The sequence below is a fragment of the Streptomyces sp. BE303 genome, from assembly GCF_036290945.1.
In the GTDB taxonomy this organism is placed as follows: Bacteria; Actinomycetota; Actinomycetes; order Streptomycetales; family Streptomycetaceae; genus Kitasatospora.
Genome location: NZ_JAQYWZ010000814.1, coordinates 98,377 through 120,058 on the forward strand (window position 1 = coordinate 98,377; position 21,682 = coordinate 120,058).

Annotated in this window: 23 protein-coding genes; 8 read left to right on the forward strand and 15 right to left on the reverse strand. The window is 74.7% G+C overall.

Annotated features, from left to right (window positions below):
- Nucleotides 1-3: 3 nt before the first annotated feature.
- Nucleotides 4-981, reverse strand: a complete 978-nt coding sequence (locus PUR56_RS27530) for a DUF4331 family protein (RefSeq protein ID WP_329950892.1) — start codon at nucleotides 979-981, stop codon at nucleotides 4-6.
- A gap of 294 nt (nucleotides 982-1,275) precedes the next feature.
- Here PUR56_RS27530 and PUR56_RS27535 point away from each other — a divergent pair, with 294 nt between their 5' ends.
- Nucleotides 1,276-1,938: an SGNH/GDSL hydrolase family protein gene (locus PUR56_RS27535; protein WP_329950893.1), complete on the forward strand. Its 663-nt coding sequence runs from the start codon at nucleotides 1,276-1,278 to the stop codon at nucleotides 1,936-1,938.
- Between the two features lie 42 nt (nucleotides 1,939-1,980).
- Here PUR56_RS27535 and PUR56_RS27540 read toward each other — a convergent pair whose 3' ends face one another.
- Genes PUR56_RS27540 through PUR56_RS27550 form a run of 3 tightly spaced genes read right to left on the reverse strand, consistent with a single transcriptional unit; the run spans nucleotide 1,981 to nucleotide 3,240 of the window.
- Nucleotides 1,981-2,391, reverse strand: a complete 411-nt coding sequence (locus tag PUR56_RS27540; protein ID WP_329878320.1) for a DUF3052 domain-containing protein — start codon at nucleotides 2,389-2,391, stop codon at nucleotides 1,981-1,983.
- Nucleotides 2,388-2,543 carry a hypothetical protein gene (locus tag PUR56_RS27545; RefSeq protein WP_329950894.1) on the reverse strand — a complete coding sequence of 52 codons (156 nt, stop codon included), beginning with the start codon at nucleotides 2,541-2,543 and terminating at the stop codon, nucleotides 2,388-2,390. The genes PUR56_RS27540 and PUR56_RS27545 overlap by 4 nt, the downstream gene beginning before the upstream one ends.
- A gap of 40 nt (nucleotides 2,544-2,583) precedes the next feature.
- Nucleotides 2,584-3,240 (reverse strand): TetR/AcrR family transcriptional regulator, encoded by a 657-nt coding sequence (locus PUR56_RS27550; protein ID WP_329950895.1) that lies wholly within the window; start codon nucleotides 3,238-3,240, stop codon nucleotides 2,584-2,586.
- Nucleotides 3,241-3,423: 183 nt separating this feature from the next.
- On the opposite strand from PUR56_RS27550, the gene PUR56_RS27555 reads away from it, so the two are divergent.
- The 3 genes from PUR56_RS27555 (at nucleotide 3,424) to PUR56_RS27565 (ending at nucleotide 6,011) form a co-directional block, all read left to right on the forward strand.
- The gene (locus PUR56_RS27555) at nucleotides 3,424-4,116 is read left to right on the forward strand and encodes an SRPBCC family protein (RefSeq protein ID WP_443034578.1); all 693 of its coding nucleotides are present in this window, start codon (nucleotides 3,424-3,426) and stop codon (nucleotides 4,114-4,116) included.
- A 167-nt stretch (nucleotides 4,117-4,283) separates the two neighbouring features.
- Nucleotides 4,284-5,006 carry a hypothetical protein gene (locus PUR56_RS27560; protein WP_329950896.1) on the forward strand — a complete coding sequence of 241 codons (723 nt, stop codon included), beginning with the start codon at nucleotides 4,284-4,286 and terminating at the stop codon, nucleotides 5,004-5,006.
- 345 nt (nucleotides 5,007-5,351) lie between these two features.
- Nucleotides 5,352-6,011: a DUF642 domain-containing protein gene (locus PUR56_RS27565; protein ID WP_329950897.1), complete on the forward strand. Its 660-nt coding sequence runs from the start codon at nucleotides 5,352-5,354 to the stop codon at nucleotides 6,009-6,011.
- A 112-nt stretch (nucleotides 6,012-6,123) separates the two neighbouring features.
- On the opposite strand, the gene PUR56_RS27570 is transcribed toward PUR56_RS27565, so the two are convergent.
- Together PUR56_RS27570 and PUR56_RS27575 are read right to left on the reverse strand one after the other, a co-directional pair.
- The gene (locus PUR56_RS27570; RefSeq protein WP_329950898.1) at nucleotides 6,124-6,747 is read right to left on the reverse strand and encodes a hypothetical protein; all 624 of its coding nucleotides are present in this window, start codon (nucleotides 6,745-6,747) and stop codon (nucleotides 6,124-6,126) included.
- Nucleotides 6,748-6,991: 244 nt separating this feature from the next.
- A complete protein-coding gene (locus PUR56_RS27575; RefSeq protein WP_329950899.1) occupies nucleotides 6,992-7,948 on the reverse strand; it encodes a helix-turn-helix transcriptional regulator in 957 nt (318 codons plus the stop codon).
- A gap of 98 nt (nucleotides 7,949-8,046) precedes the next feature.
- Here PUR56_RS27575 and PUR56_RS27580 point away from each other — a divergent pair, with 98 nt between their 5' ends.
- On the forward strand, nucleotides 8,047-8,859 hold the full coding sequence (locus tag PUR56_RS27580) for an NAD(P)H-dependent oxidoreductase (protein WP_329950900.1): 813 nt from the start codon (nucleotides 8,047-8,049) through the stop codon (nucleotides 8,857-8,859).
- 70 nt (nucleotides 8,860-8,929) lie between these two features.
- Here the strand turns inward: PUR56_RS27580 and PUR56_RS27585 are convergent, their stop codons facing one another.
- The 5 genes from PUR56_RS27585 to PUR56_RS27605 all read right to left on the reverse strand — a co-directional run bounded on the left by PUR56_RS27585 (nucleotide 8,930) and on the right by PUR56_RS27605 (nucleotide 14,723).
- Entirely contained in the window at nucleotides 8,930-10,303 is a 1,374-nt protein-coding gene (locus tag PUR56_RS27585; RefSeq protein ID WP_329950901.1) for an erythromycin esterase family protein, read from the reverse strand.
- Nucleotides 10,304-10,530: 227 nt separating this feature from the next.
- Complete coding sequence (locus PUR56_RS27590; RefSeq protein ID WP_329878336.1) at nucleotides 10,531-10,950, reverse strand: hypothetical protein; 420 nt, start codon at nucleotides 10,948-10,950, stop codon at nucleotides 10,531-10,533.
- A 136-nt stretch (nucleotides 10,951-11,086) separates the two neighbouring features.
- Entirely contained in the window at nucleotides 11,087-11,920 is an 834-nt protein-coding gene (locus PUR56_RS27595) for a hypothetical protein (RefSeq protein WP_329950902.1), read from the reverse strand.
- A gap of 90 nt (nucleotides 11,921-12,010) precedes the next feature.
- Nucleotides 12,011-12,631 carry a PadR family transcriptional regulator gene (locus PUR56_RS27600; protein WP_329950903.1) on the reverse strand — a complete coding sequence of 207 codons (621 nt, stop codon included), beginning with the start codon at nucleotides 12,629-12,631 and terminating at the stop codon, nucleotides 12,011-12,013.
- A gap of 52 nt (nucleotides 12,632-12,683) precedes the next feature.
- Nucleotides 12,684-14,723: an NADPH-dependent 2,4-dienoyl-CoA reductase gene (locus tag PUR56_RS27605; RefSeq protein WP_329950904.1), complete on the reverse strand. Its 2,040-nt coding sequence runs from the start codon at nucleotides 14,721-14,723 to the stop codon at nucleotides 12,684-12,686.
- 290 nt (nucleotides 14,724-15,013) lie between these two features.
- On the opposite strand from PUR56_RS27605, the gene PUR56_RS27610 reads away from it, so the two are divergent.
- On the forward strand, nucleotides 15,014-16,342 hold the full coding sequence (locus PUR56_RS27610) for an FAD-dependent monooxygenase (protein WP_329950905.1): 1,329 nt from the start codon (nucleotides 15,014-15,016) through the stop codon (nucleotides 16,340-16,342).
- On the opposite strand, the gene PUR56_RS27615 is transcribed toward PUR56_RS27610, so the two are convergent.
- Together PUR56_RS27615 and PUR56_RS27620 are read right to left on the reverse strand one after the other, a co-directional pair.
- Nucleotides 16,324-16,899: a TerD family protein gene (locus PUR56_RS27615; RefSeq protein ID WP_329878346.1), complete on the reverse strand. Its 576-nt coding sequence runs from the start codon at nucleotides 16,897-16,899 to the stop codon at nucleotides 16,324-16,326. The two genes, PUR56_RS27610 and PUR56_RS27615, sit on opposite strands and share 19 nt — an antisense overlap.
- 184 nt (nucleotides 16,900-17,083) lie before the next feature.
- Entirely contained in the window at nucleotides 17,084-17,998 is a 915-nt protein-coding gene (locus PUR56_RS27620) for a LysR family transcriptional regulator (protein WP_329878348.1), read from the reverse strand.
- Nucleotides 17,999-18,070: 72 nt separating this feature from the next.
- Here PUR56_RS27620 and PUR56_RS27625 point away from each other — a divergent pair, with 72 nt between their 5' ends.
- Both PUR56_RS27625 and PUR56_RS27630 read left to right on the forward strand, forming a co-directional pair.
- Nucleotides 18,071-18,814 carry an SDR family oxidoreductase gene (locus tag PUR56_RS27625; RefSeq protein ID WP_329950906.1) on the forward strand — a complete coding sequence of 248 codons (744 nt, stop codon included), beginning with the start codon at nucleotides 18,071-18,073 and terminating at the stop codon, nucleotides 18,812-18,814.
- 201 nt (nucleotides 18,815-19,015) lie between these two features.
- Nucleotides 19,016-19,309: a hypothetical protein gene (locus PUR56_RS27630; protein ID WP_329950907.1), complete on the forward strand. Its 294-nt coding sequence runs from the start codon at nucleotides 19,016-19,018 to the stop codon at nucleotides 19,307-19,309.
- 60 nt (nucleotides 19,310-19,369) lie between these two features.
- Here the strand turns inward: PUR56_RS27630 and PUR56_RS27635 are convergent, their stop codons facing one another.
- Both PUR56_RS27635 and PUR56_RS27640 read right to left on the reverse strand, forming a co-directional pair.
- Nucleotides 19,370-20,938 carry a glycerol-3-phosphate dehydrogenase/oxidase gene (locus tag PUR56_RS27635; RefSeq protein WP_329950908.1) on the reverse strand — a complete coding sequence of 523 codons (1,569 nt, stop codon included), beginning with the start codon at nucleotides 20,936-20,938 and terminating at the stop codon, nucleotides 19,370-19,372.
- A gap of 133 nt (nucleotides 20,939-21,071) precedes the next feature.
- Nucleotides 21,072-21,671, reverse strand: coding sequence for a TetR/AcrR family transcriptional regulator (locus PUR56_RS27640; RefSeq protein ID WP_329950909.1), 600 nt, complete (start codon nucleotides 21,669-21,671; stop codon nucleotides 21,072-21,074).
- Between the last annotated feature and the right edge of the window lie 11 nt (nucleotides 21,672-21,682).

The window sequence follows — 21,682 nt, forward strand, 5'->3', positions numbered from 1 at the left end:
GCGCTACCCGGCCGGGGCCGCCGGGTGGGGGTGGCCGAGGTGGGGGAAGGCGGGGAGCAGGTCGGTGTGCGGCGGGACGTGGTCCGAGGTGACCTTGCCCCCCGACACCATCGCCAGACGCGCCGAGGTCACGTCGTCGGTGAGCGTGCGGCCGTTCGGGTAGACGGCCGGGCGGGAGCGGTCGTAGCGGAGGATGTCGGGCAGGACGAGCTTCAGCGTCTCGGTGGCGGCGTCGGTGGTGTAGTCGCCGGTGTGCTGGAGGACCGCCGTCCAGGCCTCGCGGTAGTTGGTCCAGTCGTCGGCCGGCTCGCCCGCGTTGTAGGCGTCCTTCACCTCCTCCGCGTTGAAGTACGCGGTGAGGGAGGGGTGGGCGCCCCGGTCGACGGAGACCAGCTGCCCGTCGACGTGCAGGCTGACCCGGGCCCAGAGGCCGATCTCCGCCTCGGTGCCGAGGTCGGCGTCCGGCACTTCGAGCGCGATACCGAGGACGTTGGCGTTCGCCATGGCGTCCCGGCCCGTCCAGGTGAAGTTGTCGACGATCCCTTCGAGGTCGGCGAAGAAGGGGTCGCTGCGCAGGCCGACGGAGAGCTTGCGTCCGTCGGCCTCGACGACGTGCGGGGCGCCGCCGAACGTCACCGGGGCGTCGGAGAAGAGGACGTCGCCGCCCGCCTCGTGCTTCTGGGCCGCGTCGCCGGTGGCACGGCGGACCGTGACGGTCTGGCCGCCGGAGGCGTCGGGGGCGGAGAAGGTGAAGGAGTAGGCGATGTCGGCCCGGTGGTCGCCGTCGGTGTCGACGTTGAGGCGGTAGACGGCGTCCGGGTGGAAGGCGGCGCCGGGGACGGCCGCGTACGGGTGCGCGTCCAGGACGAGGACGGTGCGGCCGGGGTCGACGGCGGCCGGGAAGGCGAACAGGTCGGTGAGGTCGAGCCGGGCATCGCCGCGCGGGGAGCGGAGGTGGGGGCCGCTGAGGTGGTGGGACATGGCCGCAGTGGTACCAGGACGGCCGGGGCAGCGACCGGAGGACACCCGCGCGGAAGGCCGCCGTCCGCCGGATGGCGGACGGCGGACGGCGGACGGCGGACGGCGGACGGCGGACGGCGAGGAGTTCGCGAGGAGAGGTCAGGTGGGGCCGGACCCGTGCTCGCGGCTCCGGCCGCAAGCTCCGAGCGGGCCGGCGGCTTGCGGCTCGGCGATTCGGGAACACGAGGTTCCGTCCCGTCCCCCGGCGAACTCCCCCGGTGAACCCCTCCTGCCCGACTCGAACAAGGAGCACAGATGACGATCACCCTCCGCCCGGGAACCAGGGTGATGTTCACCGGGGACTCGATCACCGACGGCCTGCGGCTGGCGAGCGAGGACGGCCTCGGGTTCGGCTACCCGCTGCGCGTCGCGGGCGAGTGGGGCCTCAGGCACCCGGACCGGCCCGTGACCTGGCTGAACACCGGGATCGGGGGCCACAAGGTGAGGGACCTGGAAGCCCGCTGGCAGGCAGACGTGCTCGACGCCCGCCCGGACGTGGTGTCGATCCTCGTCGGCGTCAACGACATGGGCTGGCACACGCTCGACCCGAACGGCCGCGTGATCCCCGCCGAGGAGTTCGCAGCGGGCTACCGCCGACTGCTCGCGCCGCTGGCCGGGGCGGGCACGGAGCTGATCCTCGTCGAACCGTTCCTGCTGCCGATCAGCGGCAGCGTCAGGACGCGCCACGCGGAGGTCGACGACGCGGTCCGGAAGGAGTGGCGGGCCGACCTGGACCCGAAGATCCAGGTCGTGCGCGAGCTCGCCGAAGCCTACGGCGCGCACCTGCTCGCGGCGGACGCCATGTTCACCGGGCTCGCCGCGGCGACCGGTCCGGAGTACTGGGCCGCGGACGGCGTGCACCCGACGCCGGCCGGTCACGCCGCACTCGCGTCGGCCTGGCTGCGCCTGGTCGCGTGACCGCCGCTAGGGCTTGCCCCGGCCCCGGCCCCGGGGCGAGCCCTAGCGGCGGGCCGACCGGGGGGCCACGAGCCTGGTGGCGGTCCAGTCGCCGCCCGCGGAGAAGGCGCCCGTCTGCTGGAGGCCCGCCGTGGGGGCGCTCTCGCCGATCTCCGAGGGCTCCACGTAGCCCGGCCGTCCCGACTTCGGGGTCAGGACGAACACGACTCCCCTGTCGGCCAGCAGCGTTCGCGCGTCCACGAGCAGATCCACCAGGTCGCCGTCACCGTCGCGGAACCAGAGGAGCGCGACGTCGACGACGACGTCGGCCTCCCCCTCGACGAGGGCGCTGCCCGACCGCTCGGCCACCGCGTCGCGGACGTCGTGGTCGACGTCCTCCTCGTAGCCCAGCTCCAGGACCACCGTGCCCGACTCGATCCCGAGCCGATCCGCCACGCTCGCCTGCGTCGTCATCCCGAACTCCTCCAGTGCGCAAGGGGCGACCGGTCGACCGCCGCAGCCATGGTCGCCGCCGGACCGCCCGGCCGGGTGCCGATGCCACACCCCGGCGGAAAGTGATCGATCTTGTTCGAGCCCGACACCTCCTCGCACAGGAAGTCGACCACGTCGACTTCCTGTGCGACTGCGGCAACTGCCGGGGCGGCGTCAGGCCCGGTGCGCCAGCAGCTCCTCCAGCTCGGCCGCGAAGAGCCGCGCCGGATCGAAGCCCATGCCGGCGAAGTGGCCGGCGAGTTCCAGTGACAGCACGCCGTGCAGGCGGGTCCAGACGGTCAGGAACCGGTGGAGCACCTCGGGCGGGGCGGGGTGGCCGCCGGCCCAGTCCCGGTGCTCCTCCAGGTACGCGCCGAAAGGCGTCGCGGCGGCGGGGCCGGCGGGCGCGAGCGCCGCACACGCGTCGAGCAGGGTGGTCATGATCTCGTTCGAGACGGCGGTGACGTCCTCGGGCGCCCGGTAGCCGGGGACGGGGGTGCCGTAGATGAGCAGATACCGCTGCGGGTCCACCAGGGCCCAGCCGCGCAGCGCGCCCGCCAGCCCCGCCAGGTCGGCACCGGCGGCGGCCGTGCGCAGGGTGTCGGCGAGGCTCCGGTACGCCTCCCGGACGAGTTCGGTGATCAGGTCGTCGCGGCTGGCGAAGTAGCGATAGAGCGCGGGCCCGCTCATGCCCATCTGCTTGGCGATCGCGTTGAGGGAGAGCGCGGACGCGCCCGCCGTGGCGATCTGCCCCCAGGCGCGTTCCGTGATCTCCGCGCGCACCTGGGCCCGGTAGCGCTCCCTCGGGGTGTCCGCGCCCGCCCTCGCCATGACCTGCCGCCTTCCCGCCCCCGTTCAGCTACATGCTCAAGGGTTGGTGAGAAGGTATCACGCAACCTGTTGACCTCCCCCTCAACCGTGCGTTACAACTTCTAACGAACGCATGAGTATGTAGCTCAAGCGGGAGTGCAGGGCATGGGACCCGCACTCCACCGCCCGTCAGAGGGGAACCCCATGTCCGGCATCCGCAGCACCGACCCCCGCGTTAACGGCTCCCGCGCCAACGGCTCCCGCACCGCCCGTCCTCGCCGCGTCGGAATCCGCACCGCCCTGGTCGCCGTCCCGCTCGTCGCCGGCCTCCTCGGCGGCGCCGCCGCGCCCGCCGGCGCGACCACCCCCCACCACAGCAGGTCCCTCACCTGCCAGGGCAAGGGCGTCGACCCCGACGCCCTCGTCCGCCACCGGACCGAGATCGTGATCAACGCGCCGCTGCGCACCGTCTGGAAGCTCCAGACCGACGTCGAGCGCTGGCCCGACTGGCAGGCGCCCGTGCGGACCGCGGAGCGCCTCGACCACGGGCCGCTCCACCGGGGTTCGGCCTTCCGGTGGACGACCCCGCTGCCGCCCAACCCGGCGACTCCCGCCACCAGCCTGGACATCACCTCCACCGTCCGACAGCTCCGGACCGGCTCGTGCCTCCGCTGGACCGGGCCCGCCGTCGCCGAGGGGCTGCGCATCGACGGCGTCCACGTGTGGAACTTCACGGCCGTCCGGGGTGGCGTCCGCGTCACCACCGAGGAGACCCACAGCGGTCCCCAGGTCGAGGCGAACGTCCCCTTCGCGACCGAGGTCCTCCGGTCGGGCCTGGAGTCCTGGCTGAGCGACCTGAAGACCACCGCCGAATCGCCTGCCCACGGCCGGAGTTGACGGACCGGCCGGAGGTTCGCCGGGCGCCCCCACCGGTCGGGCGGATCTGACGGGCAGCCAACTCCGTCCCGGGCGAACCGGGTTGTGATCGTCTACCGCTCGGTACGATCAAGCCGCACGACCGGTCCGTCCGACGGGACGAACCGCCGAAGAGGGGGGAATCCCGCATGCAGTTCGACTCCGCCGTCCGACACGGCAAACACGCACACCAGTCGCGCCCGTCCACGTCCCGCCCGTACACGTGGCTGACCGCGCTCGCCCTGGCCACGGTCGCGGTGGCCGGCTGTTCGTCCTCGGGCGCCTCCGCCCCGGACGCCGCCAAGGCGCCCTCGGAGACCGCGGCCGGGACCTCCGCACCGGGCACCTCCCCCGGCGGCGCGACGCCGCCCGCCGGTACCACGCCGGCCGGCACCACCGCCGCGCCGAGCGGGGGCGGCAAGGCGGCCCCTCCCGCCAACCGCCCGGCCGACCCCTGCACGCTGCTGACGTCCGACCAGGTGGTGGCCGTCGTCGGCACGCCAGGCCCGTTCAACGGCATGCCCCTGGGCCGGGGCCTCGACGGTTCGGCGGTCTGGGGCTGCGGCTGGAGCAACTGGGACTCCCTCACCTCGCTCCAGGAGGTGGACTCCTCCACGTTCGCGAGCCACAAGCGGGACTCCCAGCGCCCGGACGCGAAGGAGCCGGCGGTCAAGGACGTCGGCGACGAGGTGTTCGTCGCGTCCCGGGGCAACGCGGGCAAGCCGGCCCTGTTCTTCGCGCTGGGCCCGCACTTCTACCGGGTCGAGGTCCAGTCCAACCGCAAGCTGGGCGCGAACAACCCCGACGCGGCCAAGGACGCCGCCGCCGAGGAGTCCCTGGCCCGCCAGTTCGCCAAGACCCTCAAGGGCTGATCCGCGGAGCGCCGCGAGAGGCCCCGTGCCGCTCGCGGCGAACCGGCCCGTCGCCTCCGCCGCCCGCCGGCGCGCGTAGTGAACCGTCCGGCCCCGGCTCGGCTCCGGGCGGCCGGAGCCGTCGCGGCGGACGTCCCGGCGGATCCTGGTCCTGCCCCCGAGACCGTCGTCGATCAGGGGGCGCGCGGCGAGGCGTGCGCGCCAGGCGTACAGAACTCCCGCCCCTGGCATGGCCACCGTGCTCCCGCGCACCGCGCCCGGACCCCTTGGCGGGGCGCGCGCAGGACCGCACACTCCGGATGGGGCTCCTGACCGGAGGCCTCCCCGCGCAACCGGAAGGCACCCATGCACCCGCCGAGCCCGTCCGCCGCCCGCGCCGTCTCCCGCACCGCCGCCGTCACCGCCGCCGCCCTCCTGCTGACCGCCACCGCCGGAACCGCCGCGGCCGCGCCCGCCGCCCCGCCCGCCGCCGGGGCTGCCGCCACAGCGGTCGCCGCCGTGGCCTTCTCCGACGGAGGCTTCGAGAGCCCCGTCGTCCCGGCACCCGCACCGTTCACCGACTACCTCGGCGAACAGACCTTCGGCCCCTGGACGGTCGGCGGCGACAGCGCCGACCTGACCTCCGACCGCCTGTGGGACGTGGCCGAGGGCCACCAGTCGCTCGACCTCAACGGCAGCACCACCGGCAGCGTCTCGCAGACGTTCCCGGTGGCACCGCTGACGACCTACCTCGTCACCTTCAAGCTGGCGGGCAACCCCGTGTGGGCCCCGGCCCTCAAGACCGGCCAGGTGCGGGTCAACGGCACGACGGTGCTCGACTTCGCCTTCGACGTCAGCGGACACGGCCTGCGCTCCATGGGCTACGTCGAGCAGACCACCGCCTTCACCAACCTGCTGGGCACCTCGGCCACCCTCACGTTCGCCAGCACCACCCCCGGCTACGGCGGCCCGGTCATCGACGACGTGAAGGTCCGCAGCTGCCTGCTGGTGCTCTGCCTGCCCTGACGGACCTGTGCACCGCCCCGCAGGAACCGGCCGGAACAGGCCGGAACACGCCGGACCCGGCCGGACCCGGCGGGACCCGTGCGGCGCACGGATGGGAGCGCCAACGGGCCTGTCAGTAGAGCTTGTTCACCGCGGCCCTGACCGTCTCCTTGAAGGCGGGGACGTCCGGCTGGGTCCAGTTGCTCTCCCACTCGACGACCGCCACCGTGCTGCCGTCCCGGCCGACCCCGTACAGGTGGTTGTTGTACGACGCCCAGGGGGAGGTGCGGGAACGGTGCACGCCTCCCACGGTCGCGCCCTCCTCGACGTCGAGCGAGCCGTGGTCCTGCCCGGTCACGGTGTCGCCCGGGTACGCGGCACGCAGGCGGTCGGCACAGCCCGCGTAGTACTGACGGAGCGATTCGGCGAGGGTGACGGCCTCCGCCTCGGTCGGCAGCACGAAGACCCGCTCGACGGCCGAGGCGGTCTCCGACGTGAAGAAGTCGGCGCTCCAGGTGTTCTGCTCCGGCACCTCGTTGATCCGGTCCCACAGACAGGTCGGCGTGTAGCTCCCGCCCGGCTCGTCCGAGGCCCCGCCCATCCAGGTCAGCGAGTCCGGCGGCAGGTCGGCGACGTCGATCATCCCCGGCCGGCCCTGCGTGTCGGCGGGCGTCGCGCCCGCCACCGGAGCCGCCACCGCGACCGCCAGCAGGGCGACACCCGCCCCGCGCACCCACGTACGAATCCCCGACCTCATCCGTCCACCTCCGTGTGTAGAGCTGCGGAAAGGCGCCCGCCCGATCGGGGCGGGGCACTCCGTCCAGCATCCGAGACCACGGACCGTTCCGAGGGTGCGGACACGAACCACGGCCGGAACCTCGCCCACCGATCATCGATTCCGGCCGAAAACAGTGCCTCCGCCCCTCATCCGGGGCCTGGACACGGCAGGGCGCAGCTCGGGGCGGGGGCGGACCGGGCCGGGGCGGGGCGGGGCGGGTTCGTCAGTCCCTCGTCCCCGGCCCGGCCGTCGCGACCGGCGCCGCCGTCGCGAGCCGGGTCAGGGCGGCGGCGGTCACCCGGTCCTCCCCCGCGCTGAACACGTGCAGTACCAGGCCGGTCTGGCCGGGGGCGGCCGGGACGTTCAGGGGCTCGAAGTCCAGTGTGAGCACGCCGGTCAGGGCGTGGTGGAGGCGCTTGCGGCCCGCCGCGCACATCACCACCTCGCCGGATTCCCAGACTTGTCGGAACTCCCGGCTCTGCGAGGAGAGTTCGCGGATCAGGGCGACCAGCTCGGCATCGCCCGGCCAGGTGCCGGCCGCCACCCGCAGCTGGCCGACGGCCTCCGCCGCTCGGTCCGCCCAGTCGGGATGGACGGTGCGGGAGGCCGGGTCGAGGAAGAGGAAGCGGGCCTGGTTCCGGTCACGGCGAGGCACCTCGCCCACACCGCCGACGAGTTCGGAGCCGAGTCCGTTCCACGCGACGACGTCGAGGCGGTGGTCGGTCACGAAGGCGGGAAGGTCCGCGCCCAGCGCGTCCAGCATCCGGCGCAGCAGCGGACTGACCCGGGGCCTGGGCACCGGCACCCGCCGGGCGGAGGCGAGCGTGTCGAGGTGACGGCGCTCCGCCTCGTCCAGCCCGAGGGTGCGGGCGAGCGCGTCGAGCACCTCGGGGGACGGCTGGGTGGAACGTCCCTGCTCCAACCGGACGTAGTAGTCCACGCTGATCCCGGCCAGCTGGGCCAGCTCCTCCCGGCGCAGCCCCTGCACCCGTCGGCGCCCGCCCCCGGCGAGGCCGACCAGTTCGGGGGCCACCCGGCCCCGGCGGGCGCGCAGGAACGCTCCGAGCGCCCGGCCGGGGTCGCCGACCCCGTCCGGCGGGGTGGCCGCGGTGGCGGCGCCGTCCCCGCCGGTGCTGCTGCCGGTCCTGCTGTCGGAGCTCCTGCCCGTGCTGGTGTCCATGCGATCCAGTATGGGTGGCCCTCGCAGTACCAGGACCGGCGGTCCTCCGGAATCGCAGGGTGCTGGCTGCGCCTCGCGACCGGCGCGAGGGTGGTGCCATGACCGACCACGCATCGCGGCAACAGCCCGACCCCACCCGGCAGAAGACCGTCCTCCTGGTCACCGCGCACCCCGAGCCCCGTTCGCTCACCTCCGCGCTGTCCGCGTTCGCGGCCGACCACCTGCGGGCCGCCGGGCACCGCGTGGAGGTGTCCGACCTCTACGCGATAAAGTGGCACGCGTCCTTGGACGGCGACGACTTCCCGGACCTGCCGGCGGACGAGCGGCTGGAGGTCCTGGCCGCCCAGGGCGAGGCCACCCACGCGGGGCGGCTCTCGGCGGACATCGCCGCCGAGCAGGAGAAGCTGCGCCGGGCCGACGCCGTGGTGCTGCAGTTCCCGCTGTGGTGGTTCTCGGTGCCCGCGATCCTCAAGGGCTGGATCGACCGGGTGTTCACCTTCGAGTTCGCGCACGGGCCGGCCGTTCCGCCGCCGTACAGCGAGGGCGCGCTCGGCGGGCGCCGGGGCCTGCTGGCCGTGACGGCCGGGGCCCGGGAGTCGGCGTTCTCCGACCGGGGCGCGCACGGCCCGCTGACGGACCTGCTGTTCCCCGTGCAGCACGGGGTGCTCTGGTTCACCGGCATCGCGGCGCTCGAACCGTTCGCCGTGTACGGGTCGGTGGACGTGTCGTCGGAGCGGTTCGCGGAGCTGGCGCGGGAGTACGGGCGCCGGCTGGACGGGCTGTTCACCGATGAGCCGGTGCCCTTCCGGCGCCTCGACGGCGGCGACTACGGGCGGGACATGCGGCTGCTGCCGGGCGTGGAGGAGCCGGGCACGGCCGGCCCGGGCCTGCACCTCGCGCCGCGCGGCTGACCCGCCGCCGGCTCGGCCCCGGGCCGGTGCGGCGGCGGGCCGGGCCGACGGCGGGCCGGTGCGGCGAGGGTCAGAGCTTGGTGGCCTCGTGGACCTGGTGGAGGTGGATCAGGATGTCGTACGCCTGGTTGACGGCGAGGCTGGGGGCCGGCTGCGTGAAGCTCGATCCGGCGTCGTGGACGGGGCGGGGGGTGTCGAGCCAGTCGCGGCCGGCGGCCGACAGCGTGCGCAGGTCGACGTAGTAGTCGCGGTGGCGGACCCGGTCGAGGGTGTACTCCTGCATGTCGGGGGTGGCTGCCGGGACGGTCACGGCGTTCCAGGGACTGCCGAGGGTGGTCGCCGTGAGGAAGGACCCCTGGTTGAAGGTGAAGCCGATGGCGGCGTAGCCCCGCCCGAGCGCGTTGCGCAGGTAGACACCCTGCGTCGTCGGGTACATCACGGGGTCGGTGGACAGGTAGCCCACGTGGCCGTTGTGCGCCGACAGCAGCATCCTGTCGCCGGTGCGGCGGTTCCACCAGGCGGTGTTGTCGGCCATCGCCCGGTCGCGGTAGTGCTCCGCGACGGACACCGACTCGGGGTCGGCCAGGTCCAGGGAGGTGAAGACGAAGGTCTGGAGGATGTTGCGGGCGTGCTGCTCGGCCCACTCGTAGGCCTCGCCGCCGGCGCCCTTGCCCGCGGTGACCAGGTCGAACGCCTGCTGGGCGACGGCCGCGTTGTGGCGCCGTTCGGCGAGGGGCCTGCCCAGGTAGGCGAACACGTCGTCGAGGGGGCGCAGGCCCGCGTACAGCGCCTCGACCTGCGCGAGGTCCTGGGGGCGGGCCGTGCGGACGTAGGAGGTGACCCGGTCGAAGACCTGGTCACCGAGCCTCGGCGCTCCGACGTCGTTGCCCATGAAGTGGACCCTGCGGTCCGGGTGCCGGTCGTTGTGCCGCCGCATCCAGCTGATGAGGCTGACGAACTCCTCACGCTCCCAGGGGGATCCGGCCAGCGCCTCCTTGGCCGTCTGCCGGGCGTCGCCGGGGCCTCCCTGGAGGTACTCGTCGATCCGAAGACCGGCCGACCAGCTCATCTCCAGGGCGAAGGTGGTGAAGCCCTTCTCCTCGACGAGGTAGCGGAAGACGCGTTCCTTCATGGCGAAGAACTGGTGCGAGCCGTGGGTGGCCTCGCCCAGCCCCACCACGGCGGCGTCGCCGACCATCGCACCGAGCGCCCGGAGGTCGGTGCTGCGGCCACCGGGTTCCGTCGACCGCAGGGGCTGCGCGGCGCTCTCCAGCGCACGGATCGCGGCGGCCTGCCGTCCGTCGACCGCCGTGGCGCCGGATGCGGCCGGCGCGGGACCGGCGGGCACGGCGGAGGCCACCGGGGCCAGCAGGGCGGTGGCCGCGAGCGCTGCCGTCGCAGCGAGCAGCCCGCGTCGTCCGATCGCCGTCATGTGCGCAGTCATCCTGATCATTCCTCAGTTCGGTGTTCCACTGGGCGGTGGAATGATCATGGCTCGGGACGGGGGCGGGCCGCGCTGGGGCCGTCCTCCGAACCTGTCCGGGGGTAAACCCCCTGCTCACCGGGTGGTTCTCCGCCGGACGAGGCCCGGTGCCGCCCGGCGCCGCGCCCCTCCCCGCCCGTGGCGACGGGCCCGTCGCCACGGGCCGGTGCGCCGCCGACCCGGCGCGGTCAGGGCCAGCCCGTCGGCTTCGCGGTCATGGTGGCCCTGGCCGCGACGATCGCGGCGCACGCCCTGCGGACCTCCCGGTCGGCCCAGTCGGGCGGCAGCGGCCCCTGCGCCCCGAGGGCGGCGGCCTGCCGCTGGAGTTCGCGCAGCGCGCCGCCCTGGGCGCTGGAGAGGCCCATCTCCTGGTAGTCACCGAGGTCCGTACCGCCGTCGAGGTACGTGCGCAGCCAGGGCGCGATGCTCAGGACGCAGTCCTCCAAGGGGTCGAACGACGGCGAAGGCGCCGTCGGCGTGGTCGACGGGGCGGCCGTCCCCGGTGACGCGTTCCCGGGTGACGCGTCGGGTCCACCGCATCCCGACGCCGTGGCCGCCGCAACAACCAGGGCCGGACCTGCCAGACCGGCCAGGAGCCGTTTCCGCATGCCCGCATTGTGGCTCCGCCGGCCGGCCCGCACCAGAGTTCGGCGCGGGCCGTCGGGTCGGCCTCCGGATCGGAGGCCGGATCGGAGGCCGGCTCGGGCTGTGGCGACCGGGCCGGACGGGACCGGCGGCGGCCCGTCAGACCGCCGCGGACGGAACGCCCGGAGCAGCCGTCGGGGTGGTGGGAACGCCCGGGGCCGTCGGGGCCGTCGTGGACCCCGCCGGCGCGCCGAGGTGACGTTCGGCCTTGGCGACGGCGGCGCGGTAGTAGAGGGACGCGAGTTGGGGGGAGACGGAGTCGCGCTGGAAGAATCCGTAGGAGAGCGCGACGTCGCCGAGGCGTTCGAGGCCGAGGTAGCCGTTGAGCGGGATGCCCGCCAGTTCGCCGTCGAGGCGGACGGCGGGGGCGCCCGGCCGGTCCCCGAGGGCGACCGGGGTCACGGTGAAGACCACGGGGGCGCCGGTGTCGTCGGTGAAGGTGATGCTGCGGCAGTCGGCGAACGCGGCGGTGACGGCGGCGAAGTCGGTGGTGAGGCGGTCCGGCTCCTCGGCGGTGAGCGATTCGGTGATCATCGGGTTGCCGGCCGGCCCGTCGAACTCGACGCCCTGGTGCGGGCGTCCGGAGGGCCCTCGGGCGGTCTCGCGGTTCAGCAGCGCGCGCAGCGCGTCGCAGCCGGCCACCGGGGAGGCGTCGCTCTCGGGCGAGGGGCTCGCGCCGACCGGGAGTTCGGTGAAGTCCGGTCCCAGTTCGTCGGCGGTGAGCAGCGCGGCCCTGAGCCGGTCGTCGGTGGGCAGCTGTGCGGCGGCGGCCGGAGCGGCGGCGACCGTGGCCCCGGCGGCTGTCGCGAGCGTCACGGCCGGCGCGGGCCGAGCGGACGGCGATCCTGCGGCGAGCCCGGTGGTGCCGAGGGTGAACACGGTGAGACCGGCTGCCGCGACGGTGAGGGCGAGAAGAGGCCTGGGGAGAGACATGCGGCCCCCGGTCGGGAGTTCGGGCAGGGACAGGCGTCCAGTCTCCCACCGCGTCCGGGACCCCGCCCGTCCGACGGGTGGATCCGCAGGTCAGGACGGGCCGAGGGCCTCGGCGGCGCCTTCCGCGGGACCACGCGCCGGACCACGCGCCGGACCGCCCGGCGGGCCGCCGTCGGTCCGGTCGGACGGCAGCGTGGCGAGGGTCTCGGTGAGCCACTGCGCCCAGAAGGCCTCCAGCCCGATGCCGGCCCGCAGCACCGCGTGCTGCAACGGGTTCGCGGCGTCGCCCTCCCCCGGCGGGAAGTCGCGCCGTTCGATCGCCCGGTAGTCGGCCAGCTGCGCCCGGTGCAGGGCGAGGTGCCGGTGGAGTTCGGCGTCCAGGCCGGCCGTGCCGACCACCGCGGCGGCACGCAGCCGCAGCAGCAGCGGTTCCCGGACCGTCTTGGGGTCGTCCCCTGCGGCCGTCCACCGTGCGAGTTCGGCACGGCCCTCGGGCAGGACCTCGTACTCCTTCTTCTGCCCGCGCACCGGCCCGGTCTGCGGGAGCGCCCGGATCAGCCCGGAGGTCTCCAGCCTGCCCAGCTCACGGTAGATCTGCTGGTGGGTGGCGGACCAGAAGAAGCCGATCGACTTGTCGAACCGCCGGGTCAGCTCCAGCCCCGAGGACGGTTTCTCCAGCAGGGCGGTCAGGATGGCGTGCGGCAGCGACATGGGTCGATCCTAGGGGTCGCGGGGATTCCGCCCGCGCCCCTCGGAGCGGCGGTCAGAGCGCGGCGGCCAGCTCGGTGCCCTGCTTGATCGCCCGCTTGGCGTCGAGTTCGGCGGCCTCGTCGGCGCCGCCGATCAGGTGCGGGGTGATGCCGAGGGCGCGCAGGGCGGCGTCCAGGTCGCGGCGCGGTTCCTGGCCGGTGCAGAGGACGACGGTGTCGACGGGCAGCAGCTGCGGTTCGCCGTCGAGGGTGACGTGGAGCCCGGAGTCGTCGATCAGGTCGTAGCGGGCGCCGGCGACCATCGTGACGCCGCGGTGCTTGAGTTCGGCCCGGTGGATCCAGCCGGTGGTCTTTCCGAGGCCGGCACCGACCTTGCCGGTCCGGCGCTGGAGCAGGTGGACGCGGCGCGGGGGCGTCGGCCGCTCGGGCCGGGCGAGGCCGCCGCGCTCGCGGTACTCCGGGTCGATGCCCCACTTGCGCTGGTAGACGGACGCGTCGAGGCTTGCCTCGTCGCCCTGGTCGGTGAGGTACTCGGCGACGTCGAAGCCGATGCCGCCCGCCCCGACGACGGCGACGCGCTCGCCGACGGGCGCGCCGTCGCGCAGCACGTCGAGGTAGCCGAGGACGCTGGGGTGGTCGATGCCGGGGAGGTCGGCGGGGACGCGCGGGGTGACGCCGGTGGCGAGGACGACCTCGTCGAAGTCCTCGGCGGCGAGTTCCGGCGCCGCCACGAGGGCCCCGAGCCGCTGCTCGACGCCGAGTTCGGCGAGGCGGGTGCGGTAGTAGCGGATGGTCTCGTCGAACTCCTCCTTCCCCGGGATGCGCCGGGCGATGTCGAGCTGGCCGCCGACGGTGTCGGCGGCGTCGAACAGGGTGACGGCGTGGCCGCGTTCGGCCGCGGAGACGGCGAACGCGAGGCCGGCCGGTCCGGCGCCGACGACGCCGATGCGCTTGCGCGTCCTGGTGGGGGCGAGGACCAGCTCGGTCTCGTGGCAGGCGCGCGGGTTGACCAGGCAGGAGGTGGTCTTCCCGCTGAAGGTGTGGTCGAGGCAGGCCTGGTTGCAGCCGATGCAGGTGTTGACGGCGTCGGCGCGGCCGTCGCGGGCCTTGGCGACGAAGTCGGCGTCGGCGAGCAGCGGGCGGGCGAGGGAGACCAGGTCGGCGTAACCGTCGGCGAGCAACTGCTCGGCGAGTTCGGGGGTGTTGATGCGGTTGGAGGTGACCAGCGGGATGCCGACCGAGCCCATCACCTTCCGGGTCACCCAGGCGAAGGCGCCGCGCGGCACGGAGGTGGCGATGGTGGGGATGCGCGCCTCGTGCCAGCCGATGCCGGTGTTGATGATGGTGGCACCGGCCTCCTCGACGGCCCGGGCGAGCTGCACCACCTCGGGGAGGGTGGAACCGCCGGGGACGAGGTCGAGCATGGAGAGCCGGTAGATCAGGATGAAGTCGGGGCCGACCCGCTCGCGGACGCGGCGGACGATCTCGACCGGGAACCGCATCCGGTTCTCGTACGGGCCGCCCCACTCGTCCTCGCGGTGGTTGGTGGCGGCGGCGATGAACTCGTTGATCAGGTAGCCCTCGGAGCCCATGATCTCGACGCCGTCGTAGCCGGCTCGCCGGGCGAGGGCGGCGCAGCGGGCGAAGTCCTCGATGGTCCGCTCGACCTCGTCGGCGGTGAGGGCGCGCGGCGGGAACGGGCTGATCGGCGCCTGGACGGCGCTGGGGGCCACGAGGTCGGGGTGGTAGGCGTAGCGGCCGAAGTGCAGGATCTGGAGGGCGATCCGGCCGCCGGCGGCGTGCACGGCGTCGGTGACGACGCGGTGGCGGTCGGCCTCCTCCTCGGTGGTGAGCATGGCGCCGCCGCCCCAGGGGCGCCCTGCCTCGTTGGGGGCGATGCCACCGGTGACGATGAGGCCGACGCCGCCGCGGGCGCGTTCGGCGTAGAAGGCGGCCAGCCGCTCGGGGCCGTCGGGGGCCTCCTCCAGGCCCACGTGCATGGACCCCATGACGACGCGGTTGGGGAGGGTCGTGAAGCCGAGGTCGAGCGGGCGCAGCAGGTGCGGGTAGGGCGGCGGCGGGGTGGCGGTCATCGGGGGTCTCCCAGGGCTTCGTCGAGGCGGCGGCTCGTTGTTACCACACGGTAGGGGAGGGGATGCCTATATGCAACTAGTTGCACAAGAGGGTGCGGCCGAACTCCCGCCGGACCCCTCCCCCGGCCCCGCCGAACCCCCCATGCGGCGCCACCCGCGGCGCCGCCCCCGGGGCGGCCCGGCCGCCACGGCACTCCACCCGCCCCTTTGCTGACGGATCGTCAGTCCACGGCGTATGGTCGTCGGGAGACGGGCGGGGCCGGCCGAGGCCCCGGAGAGGGGGCACGGCCGTGCGGGGTGGATCGGTCGCCGTGGTCGGCGGCAGCATCGCGGGGTGCGCGTTCGCCCGGGCCGCGGCCCGCGGCGGGGCGGAGCAGGTCACCGTGCTGGAACGCAGCCCCGGGCGCCTGGAGGACCGGGGCGTGGGCCTGTGCGTGGTCCTGGACCGCTACGCCGAACTGGTCCGGGCCGGCCACCTCGACGACGGCATCCGCCACCACCCGCTCACCGAACGGCACTGGGTGGCCGCCGACCCCTCCGGCACGCACGGCCCGCGCGGGCGGGTGCTCTGGGTCCAGCCGATGGCCATGCACGCGTTCCACTGGGGCGTGCTCTGGCAGGGACTGCGCGAACGCGCCCCGGACGCCGTGGAGTTCCGCACCGGGACGACCGTCACGGCGGTCGGCGGGGGCGGCCCCGACGACGGCCCGCGGGCCTGGGTGGCGACCTCCGGCGGGCGCGACCCGTACGACCTGGTGGTCGGCGCCGACGGCCACCGTTCGGTGGTCCGGGGCGCCGTCTGCCCGGACGCCCGGCCCGAGTACGCCGGCTACGTCTGCTGGCGCGGCAGCTTCGACGCCCGCCTCCTCGACCGGCTGCCCGGCGGGGGCGCGCGCTGGCCCGGGCACGAGGTGATCACCGCCTGCTATTCCGGCGGCCAGGTCGTGCTCTACCGCATTCCCGGCCTGGCGCCCGGCACCACCCTGGTCAACTGGGTCTTCTACGCCCCCGCACCCGCCTGGCTGCACCCGACCGGCGGCACCGGGGCCGGCGTCCCGGCCCACACGTCGGCCGACCCCAACGGCATCCCGGCCGGCTCGCTCGACCCCGTCCGCCTCGACGAACTGGCCGACCTCGCCGACCGGCACCTCCCGCCGTACTGGGCCGGGGTGGTCAACCTGACCCCGGTCGAGCGGATCCTGCTCCAGCCGATCCACGACCTCGCGACCCCGCGCCGCACCGCCGGACGCCTGCTGCTCGCCGGGGACGCCGCCACCCTGGTCCGCCCGCACAACACCAGCGGCGCGGCCAAGGCCCTCCAGGACGCCTGCGCCTTCGAGGACGCCTGGCGGTCGGCGGACGGCTGGGACGATCTGCTGCCCGGTTACGACCGCGAACGCGGCGCGGTGGGGCGGGCGTTGGTCGACCTCGGCCGCCGGCTCGGACGGGCCCAGGTCACCGGCGCACCGGACTGGAGGACCATCGACGAGGCCGGAATGGCCGAGTGGTGGCGCGAACAGCTCGCCGGTACGGGCGGGTTCGGCGGCCTGTCCCTCGACCGGCCGTCGAACTCCCCTTCAGTGCCGGACGGTTCGACCCGTCAGACGTTCACGCCGTAGTCGGTCGCGATGCCGCGCAGGCCGGAGGCGTAGCCCTGGCCGATCGCGCGGAACTTCCACTCGGCGCCGCTGCGGTAGAGCTCGCCGAAGACCATCGCCGTCTCGGTCGAGGCGTCCTCGGTGAGGTCGTAGCGGGCGATCTCCTGGCCGTTGGCCTGGTTGACGACCCGGATGAACGCGTTGCGGACCTGGCCGAAGCTCTGGTGCCGGGCGTCCGCGTCGTAGATCGACACCGGGAACACCACCTTGGCCACCTCGGCCGGCACGGTGGCCAGGTCGACCTTGATCTGCTCGTCGTCGCCGTCACCGCCACCGGTCAGGTTGTCACCGCTGTGCTCGACCGAACCGTCCGGGCTGCGCAGGTTGTTGAAGAAGACGAAGTGCCCGTCCGAGAGCACCTTGCCGACCGCGTTGCAGAGCAGCGCGCTCGCGTCCAGGTCGTAGTCGGCGCCGGTGGTCGTCCGCACGTCCCAGCCGAGTCCGACGATGACGGCGGTGAGGCCCGGCGCCTCCTTGGTCAGCGAGACGTTGCCGCCCTTGGCCAGCGAAACTCCCACAGTGCCCTCCTCGGTTGCGCTACTGCTCTCCCTGGAAAAGAATCTACAACACTGTAGAGATCACGAGAATCCGTGCGACCGAATACGGCCATCCCTGGCCATCCCCGGCCGGCACACGGCCGACCACCCCGCCCGCCCCCGGCACGCTCCCCGGCCGAGCCCCGCCCCTTCGCGGCCCGCCGCCTCAGCCCCCCTCCGCCAGCAGCGCCGCCACCTGCGGCGGAAGCAGGCACGCCTGCCGGGCCAGCAGGTCGACGAAGGCCGCCGTCAACGGGTCCGGCCTGGTCCGGGTGTACGCCACCAGCGCCCGCCGGACCGGCGGCTCCGGCCGGCGGACCAGCCCGTCGAACCCCGGTGGCACGATGTTCGCCGGCACCAGCGCCACTCCCAGACCGGCCGCCGCGAGCAGCGGGGCCGCCGCCGTCTGCTCGGTCCGCACCGCCACCCGGGGCCGGAACCCGGCCTCCGCGCAGGCCGCGTCCAGCAGGTCCGCGAGCCCGTTCCCGGGGGCGTAGTGCACCCAGTCCCGCTCCGCCAGCTCGGCCAGCGGAACGCGCCGGCATCCCTCCGGCTCCGCGTCCTCCGGCGGCAGCGCCAGGACGAACTCCTCCACCCCCAGTTCCCTGATCGGCCCCTCCCAGTCGGCCGGCTGCGTCCCCACCGCGACGTCCGCCTGCCCCGCCGCCATCGCCGCCCGCAGCTCCTCGTTGTGCGCGTACTCGCGCAGCCGGATCCGCACCCCCGGGTGCGCGCGCCGCCAGGCCCGCAGCACCGGCGGCAGGATGCCCAGGCTCACCGAGTACACCGTCGCCAACTCCAGCTCACCGCCGTCGAGTCCGGCCGCCGAGCGGGCCGCCGCCCGCAGCCGCTCGGCATCCGCGAGCGCCGCCCGGGCGTGCGGCAGCACCGCCCGCCCCATCGGCGTCAGCCGCACCGCGCGCGGCAGGCGCTCCAGCAGCGCGCCGCCCACCGCCTTCTCCAGCGCCCGCACCTGGTGCGAGAGCGCCGGCTGAGTGACGTGCAGCAGCTCGGCCGCGCGCGTGAAGGAACCGGTGTCGACGACGGTCACCAGGTACTCGAACTGTCGGAGAGTGGCCATGCAGGCAGTTTATGGCTTTCCCAGAAAACAAGCCTTGGACGTATCACCCCTGCTCGGCGGAGGGTTGCGGACATGACCTCCTCCGCAACCCTCCCCCTCGCCGGCCGCCGCGTCGTCGTCGTCGGCGCCGGCTCCCACACCGGCCGCGCCCTCGCCCACACCGCCTCCGCCGCCGGCGCCGAACTCGTCCTCGCCGGCCCCGACCCCCGCAAGCTGGAGTGGACCGCCGGCGAACTGACCGGCCCCACGAAGGTCGTCCCGGTCGACCTCGCCGACGAGGACTCGATCGCCGCCCTCGCCGCCGCCACCGGCCGCTTCGACCACCTGGTCTCCACCGCCGCCATGCCCGCCAACGGCCCGCTCGCCGAACTCGAACTCGCCGACGTGCACCGCGCGTTCGCCGCCAAGGTGTACGGCCCGCTGCTGCTCGCCAAGCACCTCGCCGGCCAGGCCGCCACCGACACCCCCGACGGCGCCTCCTTCACCTTCTTCTCCGGCGTCGCCGCCTGGCGCCCCGCGCCCGCCCGCACCGTGATGGCCACCACCAACGGCGCCCTCGCCTTCCTCGTTCAGGCCCTGGCCGTGGAGATCGCCCCGGTCCGCGTCAACGCCGTCTCCCCCGGCATCGTCGACACCGGCGCCTGGGACCGGATGGGCGCCGACAAGACCGACTTCCTGCGTTCCGTCGCCGACCGCAACCCCGCACGCCGGACCGGCACCACCGAGGACCTGGTCCGCGCCGTCCACTTCGCGATGACCAGCCCCTTCGTCACCGGCACGGTCCTGCACGTCGACGGCGGCGGCCGCCTCGTCTGAGGCGCGGCCAGGGCGCCGCGTCGTCCCCCTTCCCCGGGGGCCCGTTCCCGAGGCCCCGTTCCCGATCCCGTTCCCGATTCCGGGCGGGAACGGGGGCGGCCCACCACTCCCGCAGCGCTCGCGCTCGCCCGGCCGGGCCGGGGGGCCGGACGTAGACTGGCGTGGTCGCGCGGGGGGCTCGGCGGTCCCCCGGAGGTCTTCATGCGCCAGCGGCACAGCTTCCATCTCGACCGGGCCGGGCACTCCGTCACGGTGAACGTCCGGTCCGGCTGGATCACCGAGACCGAGGTGCTGGTGGACGGCAAGGAGGTCGCCTTCCACCGCGTCCACGGGCACGGCGTCTACCCGCTCACGCTGGCCGCCCAGCTGCCCGAGGAGCCTCCGCTGCCGCTCGCCGTCGAGCTCAAGCGGACCGGTGACCCCGAGCGCCCCCTCGCGTGCGCGCTGGACGTGCACGGCGCGGTGCACCCGATGGCGGAGCGCACCGGGCAGTGACCGTCTGGCGACCCGGCCGCCTGCCGCCTGCCGCCTGCCGCAAGGCTCGGCACTCGGCGCTCAGCGGACCTTGGCGATGATCTCCTCGACGGCCGCCCCGGCCCGCTCCGCGTCCGCCGGGACCAGGCCGATCCGGGTCCGGCGGTGCAGCACGTCCTCGACGTCCAGCGCGCCCTCGTGCGTCACCGCGTACACGATCTCGGCCCGGCTGACGTCGATGCCGCCCGCGACCGGCGCCGCGTAACCGGCACCCAGCGCTTCCCCCGCCACGAGCACCTCGCGCGCCGCGCCGCCGTGGCGGGCGACCAGGGAGGCCGGCACCTCGCCCTCGGGGCAGGGCCGGCTGTCGCGGTGGCCGGGCGCACCGACCAGCGGCAGGCGGGTGGTCCAGCAGTCGCGGGCGGTCAGCTCGCGCAGGCGGACCGCGGTGTCGACGGCGTCCTCGGCCATCCGGCGGTAGGTGGTGAGCTTTCCGCCGACCACCGTGATCACGCCGTTGGGCGACTCCAGCACCGCGTGCTGCCGGGAGATGTCCGCGGTGGCGCCGTCGCCGGTGTCGAGCAGCGGCCGCAGCCCGGCGTAGGCGCCGCGCACGTCGGCCCTGGTCAGGGCCGTCTCCAGGGCGGAGTTCACGGTGTCGAGGAGGAAGTCCAGCTCCGCGTCGGTGGGCCGGGGCTCGTCCGGGATCGGGCCGGGCGCGTCCTCGTCGGTCAGGCCGATCGCGACCCGGCCGAGCTGCTGCGGCAGCGCGAAGACGAACCGGCTGGTCGACCCGGGCACGGGGACGGTGAGCGCGGCGGTCGGCCGGCCGAGGGCCGCGGCGTCGACCATCAGGTGGGTGCCCCGGCTGGGCCGCAGCCGGATCGACGGATCCACCTCGCCGGCCCAGACTCCCGTGGCGTTGACGACGGCGCGGGCGGTGAGGGTGAACGACTGGCCGGTGAGTCCGTCGGTGAGCCGGGCGCCGCCTCCGGTGACCTCGTCGGCGCGGACGCGGGTGAGCACCGAGACCCCGTACTGCGCCGCGGTACGGGCGAGGGCGACCACCAGCCGGGCGTCGTCGACGAGTTGCCCGTCGTGCGCGACGAGGCCGCCGTTCAGACCGGCTGCCCGCAGCCCGGGCACCAGGTCACGGGCGCGGGCGGCGTCCACCCGGCGGACCCGGGGCAGCAGGGTGCCCGAGGTGCCGGCGCCAAGCCGCAGGGCGTCGCCCGCGAGGAAGCCGGCCCGGACCAGCGCGGCCTGCCCCGGGCGGAACAACCCGTCCAGCAGCGGCACGAGTTGGGGCAGCGAACGGACCAGGTGAGGGGCGGTACGGGCCATCAGCACACCGCGTTCGCGGGCGCTCTCCCGCGCCACGCCGATCCGCCCGGAGGCGAGGTAGCGCAGGCCGCCGTGGACGAGCTTGGAACTCCACCGGCTGGTCCCGAACGCGAGGTCGCGGGACTCGACGAGCACGGTGCAGAGCCCGCGCGCCGCCGCGTCGAGGGCGACACCGACGCCGGTGATGCCTCCGCCGATCACCAGGACGTCGACGACGGGGTCGGCGGCGAGCGCGTCGAGCTCCAACTCCCGGCGACGGGCGGTGAGTCGGGTCGTCCCGGCGTAGGGTCCGGCGGTGGTGGTCATCTGCGGCCTCCGTGGCGGGTGGCGTTGCGGCGGTTCACCGGCTGCCGACGGCGGCCGACCGGGCATGGACGGGCGGTCACCCGCAGACGGACGGCCCGCCCGGCGCGGGCGTTCACCGGTCCCCGGCGGTCGTTCACGGCGCGAGGTACCCGTCCAGGGCGCGGGCCAGTTCACGCCGCCACGCGTCCTCGGACAGCAACTGGGCCACCATACGGTGCGACTGGACGGTGGACTGGGCGATCAGCAGCACCATCGCGGCGAGCTCGACCGGATCACCGGCCCGGATCGAGCCGTGCTCCTGCCCCTGCGCGATGCCGGCGCGGAGTGCTTCGAGGAGCCCTCGCTGGCTGGTCCCGAGGCGTTCGACCACGTACTCGAAGAGCGTGTCGGAGTCGGCGGAACGCAGCAGCGCGCCGAGCACCGGATGGTCGCGCAGGCGGACGGCGACCTCGACGACGCCGTCGACGAACGCGGCCCGGTCCACCCCGGCGAGCCGGACGGCCTCCTGGGTGGCCGCGATCTCGCGGGTGAGTAGCGCACCGATCACCGCCCGGACGTCCGGCCAGCGCCGGTAGACGGTCGGCCGACTGACCCCGGCACGGCGCGCGATCTCGGCCAACTGGGTCCGGCGTACGCCGAGTTGGATGACCAGATCGGCGGCGGCGTCAAGGATGGCGTCGTCGGTGCCGCGAGGCTCGGACGACCGGTCGAGGTCCGCGTTACTACTTGACATGATGTGTAAAA